Consider the following 3,160-nt stretch of genomic DNA (forward strand, 5'->3'; position numbering starts at 1 on the left):
GCAGTCTAAAGAGTGATTATTTATCTGTCGATTATTTGCCACTTGGCGAATTCCCCAATTCCATTTATCTTCACTAAAAAACCTGATGAGCGTAAATTCCATGACCTTGATGAAAAAGCCCCTGCTATACCTTTTGTTGCCTTTGGCTTTTTTTCTGAATTCATTGCCAGCTTCAGCGGCAGCTTCGCTGTGGCAACAGGCCCAGCATTGGGGCAAGGAACAGTGGTCCATGGCGACAGCAACCATGCCCCATTCGCCAGTCACTGTTCCGGCGCTGGGGAGCATTGAAGTGGCTTTTTCTCCGCCAGGAGGGGCAACAGCCGCCATCGTGCGCGCCGTGGACGGCGCACACCAGCGGGTCTGGGTGCAGGCCTACAGTTTTACCAGCGCACCTATTGCCAAGGCGGTTTTGCAGGCGGCACGGCGGGGGCTGGATGTTCAGGTGGTGCTGGACAAAAGTCAGCGCACCCAGAAATATTCCGTGGCAGACTTTTTTGCCAATCAGGGCGTGCCCGTATTTATTGACGATCAGCATGCCATTGCCCACAACAAGGTGATGGTCATTGATGCAGACACTCTCATCACCGGCAGTTTCAACTTCAGCAAAGCGGCGGAACAGGCGAATGCCGAGAATCTGCTGATTTTTCGGGGAAATCCCGCACTGCAAAAGCTTTACGCCGAGAATTTCCGCTTTCATCTCAGCCACTCCACCCGCTACCAGCCGCGCCATGGTCTGGACTGACGGCAGGTGTCACGACCAATTCAGACCAAACCCTCCAGCAATTGCACATCCACCATACTTCCGGCTGGCGCACCCTCGGCGTCGGCAGCCAGAATAATCAGGCAGTCCGCATGCGCGAGTCCACTCATGATATGCGAAGCCTGTTGACCGACCCCCGCCACCTGGAGACCGTTTTCTCCAGAAATCAGCACGCCGCGTTGAAAGTCGGTGCGCCCCGGTTTTTTCTTGAGTGCCTGGGCCAGAGGCAGTTTAAGAACGGTGGGTGTCCAGGGGGCACTTTTACCCATCCGCTTGAGGATGCAGGGACGCACAAACTGGTAGAAAGTCACCATAGCGGAAACCGGGTTACCGGGTAGGCCAAAAAAGGTAGTTTCTCCCAGTTGGCCAAAGGCCAGCGGGCGACCGGGCTTCATGTTCATTTTCCAGAAATTGATGCTACCAATGCGTCCCAGCAGTTCGGCAATGTAATCCGCATCGCCTACCGACACGCCGCCGGTACTGATTACTAAATCAGCCATGCCTGCGGCTTGTTGCAGAGTTTTTTCCAGATCCTCCGGGTTATCCAGGATCCGTCCAAGGTCGAGAACTTCACAGCCGAGACGTTGGAGCATCCCTTGCAGGGCATACCGGTTACTGTCGTAAATCTGCCCTGCCTCCAGCGTGCTACCCAGTGGACGCAGTTCATCACCCGTTGAAAAAAAGGCTACACGCAGACGTCGAAAAACCTTGACCTCGGCAATGCCCAGACTGGCGAGCAGGGCCAGTTGGGCGGGTCGGAGCAGTGTGCCGGCAGGGAGGGCCTCGACGCCGGGCTGCAGATCTTCGCCGGCCTGACGAATATTGGCGCCAGGTGCCGGACACTGCCGGGGAAGAATTTTTTCCTCCTGAATGTCCGCGAGTTCCTGAATCAGGACGCTGTCCGCACCTTCTGGCAAGACGGCGCCGGTCATGATGCGCACGCACTCACCAGGCCCGACTACATCCGTGAAGGGATGTCCGGCAAAACAATGCCCGATGAGCTGTCTGGGTTTTTCGCCGTCACTGCTGCGCAGGGCGTAACCATCCATCGCCGAGTTCGGCCAGGCGGGGACCGGCTGCCGGGCGCGTAGGTCTTCAGCGAGAACCCGTCCCAGTGTAGCGCTGAGGTGCAGAACTTCGGTATCGGTCAGGGCCGGGCTGCTGGCAAGAATGGCAGCGCGTGCTTCCTCAACACTTTTCGCCATGGGATCATGTTCGTTGTCGCTACAGCAGTGAGCCATTCAGGGTTCCTCGTGTATCCAGTCGTGAATAAATTGCGCAATGCTTTCAGGGGTATTGATGTCCAGTACTGCACAGTGGGTGGTTAAGGTCGCATCGCTGGCTACGGCAATAATCCGGGGATCTTCTGCGGCCAGCAAAGGTTTTTGCAGCGCCGGGCGGTGTACCTCTATTTTCGGAATGGGTAAAGCTTTGTTCCCTTCAATCAACAGCAAATCTGCAGGCGCAGGCAAGTTGTCAACAATGCTTTCCAGAGTGACCTTTTCCGGTGCCAGACAGGTTGTGAACCAGCGTTTGGGGCCTTGGAGCATGACTGTTTCGGCACCGGCCTCACGCAGGCGATAACTGTCTTTTCCGGGAGTATCCCAGTCCACGTCATGATGCGTGGATTTGACCATGGCGATGCGTAAATCCGCTGCGCGAAGCAGGGGGATCAAGGCACAGAGCAGGGTAGTTTTCCCGCTGCCGCTATATCCTATCACGCCCAACGCTTTCATGACAGATCCTCGGGCGAGTTACAATTGCGCAGAACCGCTTCATCCAGATGCAGGGTGGCGTAATCCAGGTCACGAAACCAGTCCTGAACCCGCCGTCCGCCTCGATCCAGATAAGCTTGCAGGTGGGGTAAAAGACGGCGATGACATAAGACGAGTACCGCATGCCAGCGCTGGTCGCTGCGTACCACGACCAGATCCTTGTCCATTTTTGCCTGCCACATCTGCCGCAACAGATCGTGGGGAAGGAGTGGGCTGTCCACGGGAATACTGGCCACCCAATCCTGCCCGGCAGCGGCCAGTCCGGCACTCAGGCCCATGAGTGGACCTTCAAAAGTGGCGCAGGGGTCAGAAATGACGGGGTAGCCCAAGGCCCGATAATCTGCGAGCTGGCGGTTGGCACTGATCAGAATTTCTGCACTGTCTGTCTGCACGATCTGGATGGCATGACTAATCAGCGGGGCCTTTTGCCAAAGGACCCAGCCTTTATCGACACCGCCCATACGCCGTCCTGCGCCTCCGGCAAGAATCAATCCGGTGACCGGAAGCGGTAGGGAAGCCGGTGGGGAAACAGATTGCTGGATGTGCATGATATTTGGCTGCTGCCCTGTCATAAAAGCCTATGCTATCCTTCCACAATTCTCAGACAAGTAAAACCCGGAGCAGG

General features: G+C 56.4%; 5 protein-coding genes. 1 reads left to right on the forward strand and 4 read right to left on the reverse strand.

The window, feature by feature from the left end:
* Positions 1-246 (reverse strand): hypothetical protein (locus AC2VLY_RS09940; protein WP_486922196.1); only part of this gene is annotated, 246 nt, incomplete at its 3' end.
* On the opposite strand from AC2VLY_RS09940, the gene AC2VLY_RS09945 reads away from it, so the two are divergent.
* Positions 230-742 carry a phospholipase D family nuclease gene (locus AC2VLY_RS09945; RefSeq protein ID WP_486922197.1) on the forward strand — a complete coding sequence of 171 codons (513 nt, stop codon included), beginning with the start codon at positions 230-232 and terminating at the stop codon, positions 740-742. The two genes, AC2VLY_RS09940 and AC2VLY_RS09945, sit on opposite strands and share 17 nt — an antisense overlap.
* A gap of 20 nt (positions 743-762) precedes the next feature.
* On the opposite strand, the gene moeA is transcribed toward AC2VLY_RS09945, so the two are convergent.
* Genes moeA through mobA form a run of 3 tightly spaced genes read right to left on the reverse strand, consistent with a single transcriptional unit; the run spans position 763 to position 3,083 of the window.
* A complete protein-coding gene (gene moeA, locus AC2VLY_RS09950; RefSeq protein ID WP_486892676.1) occupies positions 763-2,001 on the reverse strand; it encodes a molybdopterin molybdotransferase MoeA in 1,239 nt (412 codons plus the stop codon).
* Positions 2,002-2,496: a molybdopterin-guanine dinucleotide biosynthesis protein B gene (mobB, locus tag AC2VLY_RS09955; protein ID WP_486892675.1), complete on the reverse strand. Its 495-nt coding sequence runs from the start codon at positions 2,494-2,496 to the stop codon at positions 2,002-2,004.
* Positions 2,493-3,083 (reverse strand): molybdenum cofactor guanylyltransferase MobA, encoded by a 591-nt coding sequence (gene mobA, locus AC2VLY_RS09960; RefSeq protein WP_486892674.1) that lies wholly within the window; start codon positions 3,081-3,083, stop codon positions 2,493-2,495. Before mobA ends, mobB begins: the two co-directional genes overlap by 4 nt.
* Positions 3,084-3,160 lie beyond the last annotated feature (77 nt).

It is taken from the genome of Acidithiobacillus sp. TH-A36, from assembly GCF_057473445.1.